At 58.0% G+C, this 16,241-nt stretch carries 17 protein-coding genes and 2 pseudogenes; 5 read left to right on the top strand and 14 right to left on the bottom strand.

The window, feature by feature from the left end:
* Nucleotides 1-245 precede the first annotated feature (245 nt).
* Nucleotides 246-686, top strand: coding sequence for a hypothetical protein (locus tag U5A52_RS22465; protein WP_321936267.1), 441 nt, complete (start codon nucleotides 246-248; stop codon nucleotides 684-686).
* A 256-nt stretch (nucleotides 687-942) separates the two neighbouring features.
* Here the strand turns inward: U5A52_RS22465 and U5A52_RS22460 are convergent, their stop codons facing one another.
* Complete coding sequence (locus U5A52_RS22460; protein WP_321936266.1) at nucleotides 943-1,743, bottom strand: hypothetical protein; 801 nt, start codon at nucleotides 1,741-1,743, stop codon at nucleotides 943-945.
* A 545-nt stretch (nucleotides 1,744-2,288) separates the two neighbouring features.
* Here U5A52_RS22460 and U5A52_RS22455 point away from each other — a divergent pair.
* Nucleotides 2,289-2,447, top strand: a pseudogene (locus tag U5A52_RS22455) (dTMP kinase); the annotation flags it as partial.
* 22 nt (nucleotides 2,448-2,469) lie between these two features.
* The gene (locus U5A52_RS22450) at nucleotides 2,470-3,150 is read left to right on the top strand and encodes a hypothetical protein (protein WP_321936375.1); all 681 of its coding nucleotides are present in this window, start codon (nucleotides 2,470-2,472) and stop codon (nucleotides 3,148-3,150) included.
* A 446-nt stretch (nucleotides 3,151-3,596) separates the two neighbouring features.
* On the opposite strand, the gene U5A52_RS22445 is transcribed toward U5A52_RS22450, so the two are convergent.
* On the bottom strand, nucleotides 3,597-4,004 hold the full coding sequence (locus U5A52_RS22445; protein WP_321936265.1) for a hypothetical protein: 408 nt from the start codon (nucleotides 4,002-4,004) through the stop codon (nucleotides 3,597-3,599).
* Nucleotides 4,005-4,285: 281 nt separating this feature from the next.
* Between U5A52_RS22445 and U5A52_RS22440 the strand changes: the two genes are divergently transcribed.
* Entirely contained in the window at nucleotides 4,286-4,825 is a 540-nt protein-coding gene (locus U5A52_RS22440) for a hypothetical protein (protein ID WP_321936264.1), read from the top strand.
* Nucleotides 4,826-4,948: 123 nt separating this feature from the next.
* On the top strand, nucleotides 4,949-5,908 hold the full coding sequence (locus U5A52_RS22435) for a hypothetical protein (RefSeq protein ID WP_321936263.1): 960 nt from the start codon (nucleotides 4,949-4,951) through the stop codon (nucleotides 5,906-5,908).
* A 50-nt stretch (nucleotides 5,909-5,958) separates the two neighbouring features.
* Here U5A52_RS22435 and U5A52_RS22430 read toward each other — a convergent pair whose 3' ends face one another.
* The 12 genes and pseudogenes from U5A52_RS22430 to U5A52_RS22385 form a co-directional block, all read right to left on the bottom strand.
* Entirely contained in the window at nucleotides 5,959-6,546 is a 588-nt protein-coding gene (locus tag U5A52_RS22430) for a hypothetical protein (protein WP_321936262.1), read from the bottom strand.
* A gap of 643 nt (nucleotides 6,547-7,189) precedes the next feature.
* Nucleotides 7,190-7,624: a hypothetical protein gene (locus U5A52_RS22425; protein ID WP_321936261.1), complete on the bottom strand. Its 435-nt coding sequence runs from the start codon at nucleotides 7,622-7,624 to the stop codon at nucleotides 7,190-7,192.
* Nucleotides 7,625-7,717: 93 nt separating this feature from the next.
* Nucleotides 7,718-8,593: a hypothetical protein gene (locus tag U5A52_RS22420; protein WP_321936260.1), complete on the bottom strand. Its 876-nt coding sequence runs from the start codon at nucleotides 8,591-8,593 to the stop codon at nucleotides 7,718-7,720.
* Nucleotides 8,594-8,959: 366 nt separating this feature from the next.
* Nucleotides 8,960-9,130 carry a hypothetical protein gene (locus U5A52_RS43310; protein WP_415774038.1) on the bottom strand — a complete coding sequence of 57 codons (171 nt, stop codon included), beginning with the start codon at nucleotides 9,128-9,130 and terminating at the stop codon, nucleotides 8,960-8,962.
* Nucleotides 9,131-9,153: 23 nt separating this feature from the next.
* Nucleotides 9,154-9,315, bottom strand: a pseudogene (locus U5A52_RS43305) (hypothetical protein); the annotation flags it as partial.
* A gap of 76 nt (nucleotides 9,316-9,391) precedes the next feature.
* On the bottom strand, nucleotides 9,392-10,537 hold the full coding sequence (locus U5A52_RS22415) for an FRG domain-containing protein (protein ID WP_321936259.1): 1,146 nt from the start codon (nucleotides 10,535-10,537) through the stop codon (nucleotides 9,392-9,394).
* A 136-nt stretch (nucleotides 10,538-10,673) separates the two neighbouring features.
* A complete protein-coding gene (locus tag U5A52_RS22410) occupies nucleotides 10,674-11,753 on the bottom strand; it encodes a DUF3800 domain-containing protein (RefSeq protein WP_321936258.1) in 1,080 nt (359 codons plus the stop codon).
* A 107-nt stretch (nucleotides 11,754-11,860) separates the two neighbouring features.
* On the bottom strand, nucleotides 11,861-13,042 hold the full coding sequence (locus tag U5A52_RS22405; protein WP_321936257.1) for a hypothetical protein: 1,182 nt from the start codon (nucleotides 13,040-13,042) through the stop codon (nucleotides 11,861-11,863).
* Between the two features lie 77 nt (nucleotides 13,043-13,119).
* Nucleotides 13,120-13,563, bottom strand: coding sequence for a hypothetical protein (locus U5A52_RS22400; RefSeq protein WP_321936256.1), 444 nt, complete (start codon nucleotides 13,561-13,563; stop codon nucleotides 13,120-13,122).
* 17 nt (nucleotides 13,564-13,580) lie between these two features.
* A complete protein-coding gene (locus U5A52_RS22395) occupies nucleotides 13,581-14,279 on the bottom strand; it encodes a hypothetical protein (RefSeq protein WP_321936255.1) in 699 nt (232 codons plus the stop codon).
* Between the two features lie 307 nt (nucleotides 14,280-14,586).
* Complete coding sequence (locus U5A52_RS22390; RefSeq protein ID WP_321936254.1) at nucleotides 14,587-14,778, bottom strand: hypothetical protein; 192 nt, start codon at nucleotides 14,776-14,778, stop codon at nucleotides 14,587-14,589.
* Nucleotides 14,779-14,898: 120 nt separating this feature from the next.
* Nucleotides 14,899-15,831 (bottom strand): hypothetical protein, encoded by a 933-nt coding sequence (locus U5A52_RS22385; RefSeq protein WP_321936253.1) that lies wholly within the window; start codon nucleotides 15,829-15,831, stop codon nucleotides 14,899-14,901.
* Nucleotides 15,832-16,241: the final 410 nt, after the last annotated feature.

Below are 16,241 nucleotides of genomic sequence, written 5' to 3'. Positions count from 1 at the left end.
AAACGCAGGACAACACGCCAGCCGAGGCCTCTCTTCGCTATCACGAAGAACGGTGCGCATGGACGATCGTCGAATCGAGCGGCGAGTGAACGCGCTTGGATGGCAAGCCTTGCAATCGAACTTTGGGCCTTCGTCCCCCGGTCCGGCGGCCATAGCGCGGAACGTTCGTCGCGAAACCGACGCAGACCGCTTCCGGCTGCGCTACAGACCGCCGCACAATTCAATATGCAACGGATATGAACGCAATGAACGCCGCAGAAAGTAAGAAGATGATGACCCTTGAGGAACTGGGCGCGCTGACCGATCTGAACAAGTTGAAAGTGATGTCGACTGACGAACTCTGGGGCTTTGGTGCCGAGCGGGGTAAGCTGGTCGCCCAAAAGATCATTGCGCCGAAAGTTGGAACCGAGCATTGGACGAGAGAGCATCGGCGCCTCGTCGTGAACAGCCGGAAAAACGCGATCCTGATTATGGAATCTCACGCGTTGAACATTGAGCACGGCGAACGAGAGTGTCCTGAATTCATGCTGATTGCAACGATGATCGATAGTCGCCCCGATCGCGAAGCGGCTTGGGACTCGTTTGAAAACGGCGTGGAGATCGGAATCGGATCGCACATTCGATACGTAATTTGCCCTCTCTCTTACCTGCCTGGTGAGCTTGACCAATCCGATCCAACATATTGACCTATCCACGCCGATATTGACCTATCCACGCCGAACCAGCGCCTTGAAGGCGGGGCGAGGCTGACCGCTGCGAAAAACCAAGTCGATTTACGACGATCGCCGCTACAACTCCGACACACACCGCCGGAGATCGCATGAGCGCGCAATCGTGTCAGCAATCACACCGCGTCGAACTGACCATGACAGCGCGCCGCAACGGCATTGTGTGACGGGGGGTGCCGCGCCGTAAATCCGCGCGATCTAGGATGGCAACGGATCATTGCTGTTGCGGTATGCGCTCGAGTATGGTGTACGCCCTCCCCCCCCAGGCACCGATAGCTGGCTGATTCGCACTGTCCCTGCGACGATACACGGCCACGCCTCCATCTAGAACGGTTGGCGCCGCTGGCGTATAGGGGGCCACAAAAAGCTGTTGAAGGCATCGCCTCAAACCTACCGCCGAACATTGATAGGTTCCATAGTTCGGGTCAAAGAGGTGAAACGTGTCTGCAGCCGTCTGGTGAACTGCAACCTCATGGCCGCTGCCCCCGTTCGTGGGATAGAACGCGAGCAGGGTACAGCATCCTTGACGATACGCATTATCCATTACATCCCCGAGCCACATTGTCCCGCCGTTAAACGTGGTCACGGGGCTTGAATCGACGACCCGAAGGTTGCTGAATAGTTTTTCGGAAGCATCCCTTCCCTCAGCGAATCGAATCTGCCTGAACCGTTCGTCGGCCCGAGCGGCAAAATTTGCCCATTGGCGACCAGCCACAACACGAGCTTGATGCTGTGCGTCCGGCATTCCCGTGAGCTGCTGAATCAGGTTATTGATCGTTGCATGCGGTAACCGGCCGGCCGGGTCGACAGTAAAGTTGAAGTTTGCGAATGGACCCGTCGGCGTGAAATACGTGCGCAATAGTTGCGCAGTGCTATGTGAAACGAGCACACCCACGCCGTAATTGCTACTCTGCCCCTCAGGCAATTGGAGCAGCGCATCCAGCGCTTCCAGGGTGCACTCCTTGTGGGTCCTTGCCACATAGTGCGCGGCGTGCTCACGATAGCCCACGGCCATGGGACGGACGGTAGAGTCTTGTCGAGAATCGTTACCCTCGCCGGTTCCCGGGTCACCGTACCCCGGTCTCGAATAACTCAGATAGTACGTGTTCCGAGTCGGCGCGCTCTGCAAAACCCGACGCGCCCAATCCAAAACGATCCCTGCGCACTAGCCGTCTCCGATTTGTACGTTTTCGACGGTATCAAACGTCCTGAATTCGCCCTGGTTGAATCTCTCCCCGACAAGTGTACCGCCCGAGGCAAGCAATTCGTCGTGCACCGGCATGCTGATTTCCTCACGTAGGGCGAACTAACAATTCGTCGTTGTTGCATAGCGAGCACGCGCGGTGCGAACTATGTTTTGCCGGCGGGCCGCGCCTCTTCTGTACTCCCGGGTCAGCCCACGCACGGCTTACAAATTCTCGCCGTCGCTAAACGGTAGCAGATAGGTATCGAACTTCAAGCGAATTGACGGCAGGCTGATTCTCAAAATATTCAAACCGCAGACTTATTAGGAGGATAACTAACAATGAATAAGCGCGGCGCATTCATAACCTTTGAAGGGTGCGATGGCGCGGGAAGTCATCCAATATTCCCTTCGTCAAGCAAGCATTGGAAGCACTCGGCCACCGCGTGGTCGTCACCCGCGAACCCGGTGGCTGTGAACTGTCGGAAGAGATCCGCGAGCTAGTCCTGAGCCGCCGGATGTCTCTGAAGACTGAACTCCTGCTCGTGCGTGGAGACATTGTACTTTGCGACCGATTCGCCGAACCGGGTGGTCGAAGGCACGATCAACGTTTCGAAGATCCAGTGGAACGACACCGCGGCGTTCAGCGAGGCTCAGCTCGCTCACATGGCGAACATCACCACGGGCTCGATGAGCGATGACGCGGTATTGGCTTACCAGAAGGCGTTCACGAAGCGCATGGAGCGCCGGGTGGAACTGCGTGACGGAACGTCGGCCCCGCTGCAAGTACCATCACTCCAGGAGCACGTGCTGGTGGGTCAGCGCTGGGTCAACGATATCGTCACGATGACCGACAAGGTCTTCGGGATGGATCAAGACCCGGACGCGCGCCGCGCGTATTTCAGCAACCAGGGCAAGGCGACGATGCTGCGCCAGTACGCGCACTGGATCAAGTTCGCTGAGATGGGCACGAACTCGACCGACCAGGAAACCCGTGGCGAGGAATCGCTCGCCGGCATTCTGGACGACCTCTCGGCTGACGACACCATCCGAGACGCAATCCTGAAGGCGGTGATCCAGTACGCCGAAGACACGACGGTGAGCTTCATCGCCGTGCCGACGGTGGACGCGCGCGAAGAGAACATCTTCCCGCGCCACCCTCACCTGCTGCCGATCGATGCGCTCAGCACTTTTTTTACCCTGCTCAGGCAAAAGCTCCCGCTCATCTTGATGCGCTGACATTCAAGCATGTGCAGCACGCAGATTTTGGGGACAAGGTCGATGTCCAGGCACTCTTCGAGTATGTGGTTCAACGCGTTCCCCGGATCTGCGCGACGGATGCTCAACTTCTGAGGCTTCACCATTACGAAAGTGCGTTCGGGATCTACGATCACGAGCACGCGCCAGACAAGGACGACCCTCTGGCACTGATTCGAATGCGAGAGGCTGAGCGCACCAACGGGCTTTTGTTTGAGCGTATCAAACGGGGGATCGCAAGATCAACCAGCAGTTGCGTCTGAGCCTCTACGAGTTCCTCTCCAACTCCCCGGAGTTCTGTGACTACCTGGAAGAACTCGCGCTGGAGTTACTCAAATCCAAGAGCGCAACGGATGAGGAAAAGGTCGAGGAACTGGAGCGACTGGCACGGGGATTGGCATAGGTAACGCCCGCCCTCACGGCGGGCGTTATGCCGCCGGTCTGTGGGGGATCGGTGCTCCTGGGATCGGCGAATTCGCCGATCCGCTAAGAAATGCCAAGAGCTGCCGCTCAGCACTCGTGACTTTGTGAAGGGGCGCAGTAGCGAGTTGGCTGTCGTGCAGCGTCAGCAAGATCTCGAAGATCGGAACAGCATCATCGGGCAGAATCCACTCCCCCGTCTGATGCGCGCGCGCAAGTGCGATCTCGATTGCGAGTTCTGCCGCCTTGAAAATCTCTCGGGGCTCGTTTCCATAGCCCGCACGCTGAAGAAACCATGCGAGATACGCTGCCCGGATAAGTTCATTGAGCAAAGACTCGCTCACCGTCCCGCCGCGACAGGCAGCCAGCGCGAGGTGATGGGTAAGGGACCGCACGCTCACCGACGCTGAGTTCATCGGTAGCAACTGTTCCTTTGTAAGCGGTACACGCGGGCGTGCGCACCCAGACCCGCTTCGTTTCGAAACCATATTGCTCCGCCCTGGCGCTGAAATCGACGCCCTGTATTGTAGATGATCTTAAGTCGTGAGCCCCCGTGCCGTTATCAAAACGAATGACCTCGACTTGCATCGAAGCTGCCGGCCGGGTGAATCGTCTTCTTCATACGTGAATCACTTCAGAAAATCGCAATATACAGCGGAGCACACCCGTGACAAATAGACCGAAGCTACGAAGCGCATTGAAAGAAGCGTGGAGTAAAACTGTTGAAAAATACGACAGTGGTTTTGTCAATTCTGAACGCGCCGTTCAGGCGATTCTGTGGTCCGAACTGCAAGCAAGCTTTTCCGAACGCTTTCCGAAAGTCCGTGTGTTCGTTGAGCCTCTGATCGTCCTTGGGAAAGGCACTGACGAAAGGCGCAAGGTTAGACCGGATTTTGCAATCTGCTCGGCAACGAAAATCATCGGTGTTGTTGAACTGAAGTACTCGCCACGTGGGAAAGCGGCCATGCTTGACGACGTAAAGAAACTTGCAACGATTTCGGCGGCGGGCAGTTCAATTAGCGTGTCTCACGAACGCTATCGCGGCAAGGCGCTTGCGTGTCAAACCTATTCGATGGCAACCTCTCCTCTGTTCGTCTGGGCGGGCTTCCACACAGGTGTCCTGCAAAACGAGATTAGTGAGGACGTCATGTCGAAGTTGCGAGGCGGATTTTTTGAGATGCACGCGCATACACGAGATAGACAGACGCCCCAAATCGAGTTCCGCGTCGACAGGTGACAGGGCTCGACACTACTGTGAGGATGCAGACCGCCGTATCCCATTGCCACCGTAGGTCGCGGGGGCGTTGGTTGTCGGGAACCATGGTAATCTTACCGATGGGGACGTTTCGGAGCCGAGGGGATGGCAATTGATTTCGCCGCAATTCCGAACAGACAGAGCTGGTGGCTACCAGACGATCGAACGGGCGAGCGCATTGTATTTTGGGAGATGCAGACCCCCGGGAAGAATCGCGAGTCAATTGAAAAGCGCGTTGCCGCGATTTTCGCCCATACCGAGATCGCAGACCCATGGACCAAACCAGCAGGCTACAAGCCGGTAAGCATACCGCCTTACGGTCCGATCTATGAATCGCCTAAGCGATTCGAAGTCGATCCGGTAGAGTTCATCCGGCGTGCTCGCTTGGCCAGATCCACCAATCCGGAACCCACGGCTTCTGCTTTTGCACAATGGGTCTATTCACTCTACTCGACTGCGCGAGGGGACGCCCACGATCGAGAGCGCGGCATCGAGACTGAACGTGGAATCGCGATACGGCTGGACGAATTTATCGAGGCTGACGCGGTAGACGCCGAAAAGATTGAGCAGCGCCGAGCATACAGAAGAAAAAAACTTTGCGACCTTGGCGACGAACTTCGGAGCCAGGGATTGGCTGCGTGGGAACTCGTTCACTGCGGACTACACCTGAAGGACGAGCCGACGAAATGGTTTAGCGTGACGGATCTCTGTGTCGGCGATGAACCGCTGCGCGCGTCGCCCGATCTTCTCTTCAAGAATAGGGACAGCGGCGAGGTCATCGTGGTGGAGATCAAGAGTTCGTCGATGGAGATCCCATCAAACCTCTGGCCCAACATCTGGGCGCAACTATGGTGCTATGCACAGATCCCCTCGGTGCGCGAAGCGAGTCGCGTGACGGTGGTTGGGGAGGTGTGGGGTGAAAGGTGGATACGCGAGTCGAGACGGGTCTCGCTGACATATCCACATCTCTTTATGCGCTCATCGGTGCGCCTCGATCCTCGCGCGCCAGCGTTCGATAAATTTTTCCGGAAGCTGTTCACGATATACGCGGGTGGCCTAGCCTGACCGACGTCCACTGACAGTGTGCCGTCGCGCGCAGTCGATCGCTCTCGACGCTAGACCGGAATCGCACTGGCCTGAACTAAACGGATCAAACGACGAAACTCGGCATCGTCACCATCGCTCTTCCAGCGATTGATGAAGCGGCATACAACTTGTAGGTTCCCGACCTCGTAATGCCCGTCGCTGTCAATTCGATCCAGCGAGCACAGCATTTCCTGATCTGTGTGCTCGCCATCGAACTGCAAGGGAAACGACGTGATCGCGCACAGGTTTTCTTGAGCGATTAGCAGCGCTTCAATGTACGCCTGCAGTTCGTCGTGGCTGCTGAAGCGAACTTCCTTATTCTTGACGGAGCGCGTGACCTCCTGACCGTTCGCCTGAGCCGCGGTGCTCATTGCGGTGAGTGCCATCCGATACGCCGCGCGCTTCGCAGCTCCGAACATCGTCACCCGTGCCTTTCCCGACTTCGCTTCTTTGGCCTTCCACGCGGCTTGCGTATCCCACGGAGACGGATCATCTCCGTCGATCAAGGCTTGTGCATAGGCTGCATTCTCTGCGGACAGCTGTTGGAGTGTGCCCTCGATGAACAGGAACTCGCGGGCACGAGGATGAAGCGCCTGCCAGTCTAGACGCGCGCCCATTTTGTTCTTGTTGGACCATCTTTCGGCCGGCTTATGCACGACATAGACACGAGGACCCGTCCGTGCAGGGTCAGGCGACGGTTCGATGCTTATTTGAACCGACTCCCGTCTGGATACCGTCCACCAGATCTCGTTCTTCTCTCGATGGATCCAGAGATCGCCTGCTGTTTCTGAGACGATCGTCGCGAGATTGAACCATCGAGATGGCTACTGGTTTCGTGGGTGTAATGCCAGCAACGGACCTCTTGTGCGCAAGGGCGTAGGCGATGTATCCCTCGCGATCGCCACTTTCCCAAAACGGCTACATGTCTTCGCTAGCGTCCCCCGCTCCCGGCACGCGGGCCAAAGGTAGTTTCCTTGTCCGAAGTTTGCGATGAACGTCTTCAATGTGGCGGTTCTCCCGACCCGTCGAGAATTGCGCTAACGTACGGCTGACAGGATACCGGGCAATAGTCATGAGAAGCTCAACAACAGGGGCTTGAGAGCACGGATCAGCCAGCGCGCGACCTTATGTCGCCCACGCACAATGGTGACTTCGAATACCGCTGCGACGAAGAGCGACTAATTGTCGCCCATCCCTAAAAAAAATGCATAGAGCGCTAGGGGCGTGCCCCCTAGCGCTCTATGCATCACATCGCGGTGATTAAACGACGATTCTGGTTCTGTCGATCTGAATCGACTTAACGCGACCATCCAGCAACTTCTGCCGATGCTCGTGGTACTCGATGTGTTTCGGGATGTCCTCGCACACGAGAAATGTGTACGACGGCCTCCTTCCATCGGGAAGCTTGCGCAGCCGCCCCAGGTTCTGAACACTACCCGGCGAACTGCGCATCGACTGCGACATGATCACGGCAGTGAGTTGCGGGATGTCCACTGCGGTCCCTGCCGACCCGTGCGTCGACACCGAGATATCCGGCGTGATGAGATTCTCGTACGGGTCGTTGAGGGAGCCAACGTAACGCTCGACGCGCAGATCGCGATAGTGCTCGCTAAGCCAGTTGGCGAGCAGTGTGCAGAAGTCGATCGAGGCACAAAACACTGTCGCCCGGCAAACGCTCAGCGATGTACTTGGCATCGAGTTGGCTAATGATCAGCCTCACGTAGTTGTCGAGCGCCCGAGGATGCTTCATCAGGCTCTGCTCGTACGTGTTGTGTGAATACGTGCCCGCTAGTCGCGAACCTCGAGCAGCGGAATGTTTGGGACTTGCCACCCGTAAGCCTCTCGCATGCCGGTGAGGAAGTGGCGGATCGTCTCCTGTGCCAGCCCCCAGTCGCATAGAAGTTGGGGATGGAGGTAGACAGGTGGCGACGCATCCTCCCCGGTCAAGGAAAGACAAATGAAGAGGCTGTTGCGTCCTAGCTCAGCTTTCGCTTGCTCAATCTGGTCAATACGCTCAAGCCGCGATTCGAAATCCGCCCGCTGTTCCGCCGCGTCCGAGGGCATCCAGACGCGAAGGGATTCGTTGTGAAGCTCCTGCCAGCGCTCTCCCTCGTCTGGCGTATAAGTGCGAGAGGGAAGATAGGGCGCAATGCGGTGAGCCGTCGAGTCCCGATACAGCGTCCCGTATTCCCGGAACCAACGATCAGTCTCGGGTTGCTCGAGATAAGCCACGAGGTGCGACGGGATGAACGGACGGCAGGCTTTTTTGAACAGGCCGATACTCTTGGGAGGTAGGACTTGGCCGGCTTCCAAGAGGCAGACCCAGGTCATGTTGTCGAACAGTGCGTAGACGTTCATCGCGAATGCCTGAAACTGGATCCCGATGTCGGTGCATTCGTCGTCACTGAGAAAATCTCGTCGATCGGGCGGGTAAATCGCGAAGATATTAAGCACGCATCGCTCGATCGAGTGCATCCGGCGGCCAAGCCCCTGATGGGTGAATGTCTTGGCTCGCACTGTAGTGAGCTGTTCTGCTAGATGCGCCAAATCGAACTTCAATCTAGCCGCTTCGTTGCGAAGTTTGCGAATTTGGTTCTCGAAGTCGCTGACTCGCGCTTCGGAATATCCTCCTCGCGCGGTTTTATGCTCGTCAGTTTCTTTCACGTCGTTTTCCCCTCATCCAGCCCCAGCCACGCGACGTGGATGGTAGGCGACCGCTTCAAGGTAGTGAAGAACCATCGCATCATTCGTAGACGCGTGTCGGCGAAGTTCGCCTCCCGCCGGCCTGCACTGACGAACAAACGGCTTCCGACTGAGAGGCCGCTCTCGAAGTTACGCACGGACGAAAGCTTTTGTGGGTCGATCCGAGCCCCGGCGTCGGGCGGCGGCCGGGCCAGGAACGGTCAGTCGGCATACGCCCTTGCATTGTTGACAATCGCTATCTCGAGTGAAGGCAGCCGCTGGCTAACCTTCGGATTGAAAACCGAGGTATGTCTCAGAATCGCCTCCGATTTGCGCTCTATCTAAGAGCTAGAAGTAGGCCCTCCAGAAGTCAGTTCGCGGCTTAGCGCGCGTAACCGCATTGATCCAGTCAGCAAGCGCCTGGAGCTCCGCTTCTGCCTGTGCGGTGTTGATCTCACCACCTCGCCAGGCCGTCCAAACCCTCTGGAACATTCTCTGTGAGACGGCAGGCGGATGGATGCTGTCATTCCCATCATGCCCTCAACGCTCCAGCCGCTCCATGTAGGGTCCGCGTTGTCCTGCCAATCAGCGCGGGCCGCGTTCACTCCCCTGGTGATCTCCATGTGGTTCCGTTCGAGTTCGATCTCGTACGTGTCGGCATGACCCCAACGCGGGCTGAAAATCTGCAACTCAATTGTCGGCATGCTCATCTCTCGTATGGTTGTTGTACTGCCTAATTCGCGTGGCGGTTGTTCGGCTGTTGTCCTGATCGTTTCTAATTTACGTAGGAAACAGTCGCTCGCGCAATTCCTCGCAACTACCATCAAGTCCGGGAAACAACGCACCGGCAGTTATGCCCATCAAGGCCAACTCTCGCATCACGGTCTCTCGTTCCTTCGCTGGGATGTCGATAGCGGTCAGGTATCTCTTGGCGTGAAGCTTCTCGACAAAATCAATGAACGACTCTACATCATCGACATTGGTAAGCGCGGAGAGCGCCTGCTGAGGAATGAGCCGTTCGTTTTCGATCGCCATGAACTCCATCAGAGAAAAGTGCGGGAGCGCTGGGGCCGTGATTGAGATCGGAGCTACACTATCGCGCCACTCTGCCTGGTCAAATAGAAATATTCTCACATTGCCAGCGTTACGCTTCTTCGAGTCACTGATGGTTATTTTTCTAAAAGCGAAGAACGCTGCAACGAATGGGGAATAGGTCCAGTCAATTAAGGGGGTAGGAAAGCCGTGGTGTTGGGCGAGATGCAGGAACGCACCGTTCTCGTCGCTAATCTGCCTGTTGAAGATGTGGCGCGTGCGTGCGCTTAAATGGCGGTGTAGCGTCGGAAGATCGTCGAGGGTGTAACGCAATAGGTCCGATCGACCAGTTCGATGGAAGTGAGACCGCAAACGCCAAGGCTTTTGTTGACCACGGAAGACATACTTTCGCGGGAGGAGGCCCGTAACGTGGGTCTTAAAGTCGGCCCAATTCATCGTTCGAGTAGGCAACTCAGACGCTCGAGTTGGATCGTTTCGGGTTAGCGCGGCGTTGCCTTGTCGGTTGATGTCGGAATGCCAACGCACTTCCATCTTCGAATCTGTCCAAGTCAGTACGGCCTGGGCTTTCTTGGCGATCTCCATGTTAGGAAATACTTGGGGTATCTGCTCCCACATCACCAAGTTTTGAAATTGAGGATTAACGGGGTTAAGGGAGATCGCGGCAAATGCCCGATCGGGTGCCGAGTAGATGGACCATATCTTGCCGACCATGACAGGTGCACCGGTCTTGGGAAACATCATGACGCTGCCCACTGTCTGGCCAGACAGCTCCTCAAGATCGATTACTAGCGTTCCCTCAATTTCGGTTGCTTGAAAGCTGCCGGTCCATTGTCCCACTAGGGACGGCGTCTTGGGTGTTTTTGCTTTTTTCAAGTTCGATCCGAGATGTGTCAGCTTGCCTTCCTCATGGAACCACGTGTGACGGGCCCACCGTCTGTTGATCCTTCCCGTCGCCAGTGGCGCAAAACCCCGCCCGTCAAGATCTTTGCAGTAACATCTTTATCACGTACTACGACGGCTCCCCACCCTCGAAATAGCCGACTTCTTTCAGAAACTGGGCCGCGCCGTCAACGAGGCTTGACTGGCCGGGCTCACGCTCATTTTTCCGGCTGACGTCCGTTGATGGCAACATGCCGTCAACGAGCAGTTCCGGCAAATGAGTCGATCGCATGGCTTCGTGAAAATCGGTCGAGGGCTTCTTGCCCGACCATGCCGTCATGCAATCGACCGTTGCTCCCGCAATAATGTCGGCAACCTGGAGCGGTGCGTGCGACACCGAGTCGGCAAAATCCAGCTCGCGGATCCGCAGCGGCAGTTCCGTCTGACGCTTTCCGTAGCCGATCTTCCGCGTCGCAACGGGTATCATCAGGGTACGCAAGAACGGTTCGTGCCGCCGCAGCGGCTTTGACTGGTCATGGGTCACGTCAAAGAAGCCCGTGACCGACGCCATCCATTTGTTGATCATCATGGTAAAGAGATCGGGCGCCGGGTCGAACGTGTGCAAAGGAAACGGTTCGAGAAATTCACGGATGCGTCCGAACGAGATCGCCAAGCCCGCCGCAATGTCACGGTTCTTCTGGGGAGCGGCGAGAAATGCGGTACGCAGTGTCTGGTCGAAGCCCGCGTAGGCGACCGTGCTACGCTCACGGATCGCCCGCAGGAAGGCCTTCAGTACCTTATCCCACACGCCACCCGGAAAGATGGTGTTCCCCGCGTAGTACCAGACGTTCACCAGTCCCACTGCGCCGTCCCCTTCATAGAGGTCAAGGCCGTTTTCGTGGACGGTTGGCTCGATCAGCTTGTCCACGAGATGAGTGATCAGGTAGTAGCGCTTATCTGCGATCAGCGCTTTCGCCGTCGTAGGAGTCAGGTCAGCCGAAGCAAAAAACTGTAACAACGCGGCCTGTCCATCCCGGCTTCGACGAAGCTTCGTGTATTTCGCCTCAACCTGTTTCTGGCGCAGGAGCGGCTGCACCAGCGCCGCCGCGCGCTCGCTATCCAGATTCGTACTCGCCAGAGCGAAGAGCGGCTGGTCAACATTGAGCAAGTCGACGCCCGTGTTTCCCGATTCGTCGCAAAACAGATGCACGGCTTGCTCCTTCTGAAAAAGATATGCGGGCGGTGCGAGAAACTGGCGGCGTCACTAGTGCATTATCAGAAACATCGACACTGGACGACGATCCACGACCGTTTGACTCACCGTCTTATGCGCGTCCCGAACGATTCATCGAATTCCGCCGAGTCGGCTGAATCTTCGTCGGAGAGTGGTTTCGCCAAGCCGTCGCCGATTACCCATTCAGGACCGTCCGTGAGCTGCGCGGTAAGCAGGCCGAGCTTGCCCATGACCAGCGGACGACGGATTGCATTCTCGACAGCTGCACAGTCAGGTTCTATCCTGCGGATCGCCGCATCGGCTTCCTCGATCCATTGCGCGCGCAACTCGCGCCCGCCTTCCACGCTCGCGTCTTCGCCGATTTCGACATCGAGGATCGCCGGTTTGCTGACTCCCGCATTGAGCACAAGCCGCGTGAGTTGCGTTGCGAGGCCCAGATCCAGGTCGAGATTGACTGGGGAGCTTTCGTGCGCCAGGTCTGATCGCGTTCTGTATAGGCCGCGGACGGCTTGCGTCTGCCGTATTGCTTCCGCCTTGCTGCCCCCTAGGGAGATCACCGCTCGCCGAACAAGAGTCTGGATGGCCGCCGTGTGTGACTCCATTTTCAGGCCGCCCAGCGCGCTTATAAGTGCTTTGTCCCCAAACACTTCAGCCTCGAGGCATTTCTGGTCGATCCATTTAGCGACCGCAACATTGCGCTTCGCGCGAATGGCCAGGCCATCAAGGATCGTCAGTTTCGCCAGAAAGCGCGAGCGCGACTGAAAATCATACTGCGACGTGATGAACAGCTCGAGCGCAGCGCGCAACCGGTCGTCGGTTACAGACGGGCAATCCGCGAGCGTGATCTCCAAGACATCCTTAGCTTCCCAACTGCATGAACCAGGGCGGTCGTCCCACACCGGGGCCGGCGTCAGATCAACCGGGATCAGGGTGGGCCGCGAGCCGTCATAGCCGGCGTTCGACACCACTGCGGGTTCACTGCCGGCAATGCGGAAATTCGCACCATCGTTCATCGAGACGACGGGAAGCCGTTCGCACAGGTCGACCAGCAGGCGTCGTGCTTCGCCGGCGGGCAGGGGATCAAACAGGAGCCACTGCTTGATCACCAGCGCGCTCGACGTCAAGAACGAAATATATGGCTCGCGCTCGAGCAGTTGCGCGGTGCAGCCCAGCACCGTCAAGCGCCGGTCCGGGGGAGCGCAGAGCTGCATGCCGGGCGTGGTTTCAAGGGGAACATGCAGCCAGTAATGGTCGGGTCGTGACATCGTGTCTTTTGGGGTATGCCGTGTACGAGCCAACGTCCAGTTGGCGGGAGCAGATTCATCTCGCTCTAAGGCCGGATTCATTCTCGATTGAGCGGCGGTAGCCGGCCGTACTTGAGCGCGAACTCATAAAGCAGCGCCCTCTCGTAAAGCTTGAGTGCCGCGATTTCTACCACCGGTTTCGCTATCCCGGGCCTTGCGTACATGCTCCATTCGGAACGCCACGCTGAAAATCGCAGCCGCTGGTACGTGCGATCATCCTGCTCGCGTCGGTAGGTACGGACTGCGCTATGGTAGCGCTCAAGCCGTCGATCGACGTGCGTGGACATGCCGATGTAAAGCACGCCGGGATGAAGATGTTTCGCGCCTCCGGCCCCTGTGTGGTGGCTGTCCACGTCGGACGTCGCAAGCAGATAGAGGCCAAGGCATCCAAAGTCAGACGGTACATCGTCAATTTCGTGTGATGGACGACCGCGATCGTTCCATCGGCTCCAGTCATCGAAGATGATTTGCGGAATATCCATGCGCGTTAAGTTGCTGGTCATTGGGGCGGGTTGGAAACCCCGTATATCGTATCGGCGCGTACGCCGGGAAAACCGATCGCATCGCCAACCACGATGCCATAGAGGGTGAACCGCCAGAAGGTCCGCGACGGCGCGAGTGAATCCTGTACCGCCCGATAGGTCATCGTGCCAGCCCCAATGTCCTCGTCGATTTTCGCGCCCCAACGCTCGTTCAGAAAGAGGCTTTCGAGACTACGGATCGCGGTGGGATGGAAGAACGACGCCCGCACCTGAGTGGGCTCGGTCAGGTCTGCCCCCCAGTGATGCCAGGCCAGTCCCGTCATCATGTATTCGCACAGGCGGGTCACCTTGGTGCTGTCCAGCGGCAGCTTCATCTCCGGCGTCCAACGCTGCGCGTATTCGCCCTGCCACTGGCGGTTCCATTCGTCGAGCAGTGAGCGATGCAGAGGTGCGTTGCGCGCGAGGCGCCCCGGTACGAGTTCGTTGAGCGTGCGCGCGGCGGCCGCGTGTCGTGCACCAAACGGCAGGATCGTCAGCACGTGATGTTCGAGCTGCGATTTCATGTTGTTGCAGGTCTTGCAAGCGGGGACCTTCGGTAGATCGAGCCGTTCGGACGGCAAGAAAAATCCCCGCGCAATCACGTGGTCGGCCGTGTCCGATACGCCCTCCCGCCCACAGTACACACACCGCTTGCCTCGATAGCGCTTGCTGGCCATGTTTCCCTCCCCTGTCGCCGCGCCTGCCCGAGCGCTAGTCGCTCTCTTCGCCGATGACATTGCCACTTTCATGCGGCCAACCGGTGGCGCCCGGCAGGCCTACGAGCCCACGTCGAAAGACATCCCTGCGCCACGCGCCGGGATTCTTGCAGCGAATCCTGAAGGCAGCTCACCCAGCATGACGTGGGTGAGGGACTGGATGAACCTGATCGTGTCGCGCGACACAGGGGTGACCTTCACCGCGCGGGGAAGCTTCAGGCGGCCAGGCACGCCACGCAGGTCCATGGTATTCGCCATACAGGATGCATCAGTGGCTGCCGAGCAACACGAGACCCCTCAGCAGCGCCTTGCCGGGTAGACGGGACTCGATCGGCTTTCGCTGGCACTCGAGCGTGCCGTCTTTCAGGCGGTACAGGTACCTTGACTGCGAGACAAACAGGTTGTGCTCGCGCCCAAGTCTGGCATGGACGTCCCAGTGATTGATGAAGGCCTTGTTCACGCGCACCCCCTCGCTTTTCGTGCCCGGTGGTCGCCATCGCTTCGGTCGAGCACGCACGACGACTGAGGCACGGCGGGCTTATTTTCGCATGCGAAAACGCGCCGCGCCCCATCCGTGGGTTTATCCGACCGGCTGCGGAACCGTACGGTCGGCAGCGGTCGCAACCCAGGCAGCACGCGGACGCTCGCCGCCCGACCAGGCGTCAGCGAGCGCCTGCGGTTCCCAGATCCAGATCAGCTGGGGGCTGTGAATATCCGCAATCTTTGAATGGAAACCACTTTCACCGGCGACCATCAAGGCAGGCAGCATCAGGTAGGGGTACATGTCGAGATCCACCCCGTCGTTGCGTTTTTTCTTGCTGGACGGGTTATAGCCGTCTTTCTCCTGGCGGGAACGCACCCATTGCCGCCACTCATAGCGCAACTGGAGGTCCGCGCGTACAGCCATATCCGGGTGACGCTGGACGCTACGGGTAGCGAGGCTGGCGAACTGCAGGTCAAGCAACGGATGCTCGTACGGATTCAAGGGGAACAGATGCTTGCGGTTGGGGTCCTCCGTAACCCATTGCTCATAGCCCGCATCGAACTTTGCAAAGGCGCCGATCCAGTCATCCCGGTCCTCCTGCAGCTCAGCTGCGGCGCTGACGCGCTTATCCAGCGGTGTGCTTACCGATGCCTTCAAGGTCTGCCAGGCGCGCTGTGACAGCCCCCGAACTTCGGCTTCCCATTCCGCCGGAGCGTCCGCTTCGCCAATCATCCTCATGATGTCGACCTTCCCAAGCATGACGGGAATGTCTGGATTCAGGAACGGTTCGACGGCGTCAATGATCGTCCTCAGTTCGTCATCGGTGATCGACGTACCGCGGGCATGTGCGCTCAGTAGTTCGGCGCAAGCGCCATCCGCGAGCGAGAACACGTAGCCGTCCTTGGCCATGTCGGCAAACGTTGCGACCCACGCGGGAACGCCGTGGTGGCCGATGTCGCGCACGGGGCTGGTATCGAGCACCACAATGGTCTGCTCGTCGGGAATGAGTCTGCGTTTCGAGTGTGTCATCGGTGCCTGTTGTACGTGTCGGTGTCGTTATGGAAAGCGCTGGATAGTGACCGGTCAGTTTCCGTTTGCGGCATCGCGTCGGACCGGTTGTCTGCGCAACATCCGCAGCAGCCGGCCTGCGCCATGGGCACATGGCGGCGATCGACCCTTTCGCAAGAGTCAAAACGAACGACTCACGAAAACATCGAACGCACACATCTGATAACTCCGGTTGCCACGAGTGCGGGTCTGAGGTGTCTGCGTTTAGGTGTTGACCGGCGGTTTGCTTTACGATCCGCCTAATAGAAGGATCGTCGTACCTCGCAAGCGGTGCTCGCAACAACACAACGACGACCGGCAGTTGTGGGTCACACGCAGCCCATCGTTTCGCTGCACCAAACTGCAACCTATGCAATTGGCATGCAACCTCA

Source organism: Paraburkholderia sp. J8-2 (assembly GCF_905220195.1).
Taxonomy (GTDB): Bacteria; Pseudomonadota; Gammaproteobacteria; order Burkholderiales; family Burkholderiaceae; genus Paraburkholderia.
This window is presented reverse-complemented; position numbering and strand designations above follow the sequence as displayed.

Bases quoted from the DNA above. Each gene is read 5' to 3' on its own strand.
- U5A52_RS22465 (WP_321936267.1), top strand. From the start codon at position 246: ATGAACGCCGCAGAAAGTAAGAAGATGATGACCCTTGAGGAACTGGGC.
- U5A52_RS22460 (WP_321936266.1), bottom strand. From the start codon at position 1,743: ATGGCCGTGGGCTATCGTGAGCACGCCGCGCACTATGTGGCAAGGACC.
- U5A52_RS22445 (WP_321936265.1), bottom strand. From the start codon at position 4,004: ATGAACTCAGCGTCGGTGAGCGTGCGGTCCCTTACCCATCACCTCGCG.
- U5A52_RS22435 (WP_321936263.1), top strand. From the start codon at position 4,949: ATGGCAATTGATTTCGCCGCAATTCCGAACAGACAGAGCTGGTGGCTA.
- U5A52_RS22430 (WP_321936262.1), bottom strand. From the start codon at position 6,546: ATGGGCGCGCGTCTAGACTGGCAGGCGCTTCATCCTCGTGCCCGCGAG.
- U5A52_RS22425 (WP_321936261.1), bottom strand. From the start codon at position 7,624: ATGCCAAGTACATCGCTGAGCGTTTGCCGGGCGACAGTGTTTTGTGCC.
- U5A52_RS22405 (WP_321936257.1), bottom strand. From the start codon at position 13,042: ATGTCACGACCCGACCATTACTGGCTGCATGTTCCCCTTGAAACCACG.
- U5A52_RS22400 (WP_321936256.1), bottom strand. From the start codon at position 13,563: ATGGATATTCCGCAAATCATCTTCGATGACTGGAGCCGATGGAACGAT.
- U5A52_RS22395 (WP_321936255.1), bottom strand. From the start codon at position 14,279: ATGGCCAGCAAGCGCTATCGAGGCAAGCGGTGTGTGTACTGTGGGCGG.
- U5A52_RS22385 (WP_321936253.1), bottom strand. From the start codon at position 15,831: ATGACACACTCGAAACGCAGACTCATTCCCGACGAGCAGACCATTGTG.